1 protein-coding gene is annotated in these 376 nt (G+C 46.3%); it reads right to left on the bottom strand.

Annotated elements, in window-relative coordinates; translation table 11 throughout:
* Positions 1-16: 16 nt before the first annotated feature.
* On the bottom strand, positions 17-376 hold a 360-nt coding region (locus tag ACU8YC_RS28560; protein WP_446896463.1), incomplete at its 5' end, for a hypothetical protein.

Raw genomic sequence — 376 nt, 5'->3', positions numbered from 1 at the left:
CGGGGATGTTCAGATATTATTTCTGTGCCGCTGAGTCTGTATCAGTCACGTAATGGTGAAAATCCGTTTTTACTATATGACACATCTTTTTTAATCTGAGTTTTAACATTAACTGGTATTTGTGGATCCGGAAAGTGGCAGGACTCATGCCCAGATGTGCCGCTGTTTTTATATCATCCTGGAAAATGTACCACTGTCTTGCCACTTCAAGCTGTGTCACAGAGAAGACGGGCTCCCGGATGGTAAGGCCATTTTGCGGTGAGATGATGAGCTGGCGCACGGAGGTCGGGGGGATGCTGCGACAGATAAAATAAACCGGAGAGATAGTCGTCATTCTGCTTGCCCTGAAAGCCGAGAGCAGAAAGATTTTTTCAGC

The sequence above is a fragment of the Citrobacter sp. VF227 genome (assembly GCF_052950715.1).
This window is presented reverse-complemented; position numbering and strand designations above follow the sequence as displayed.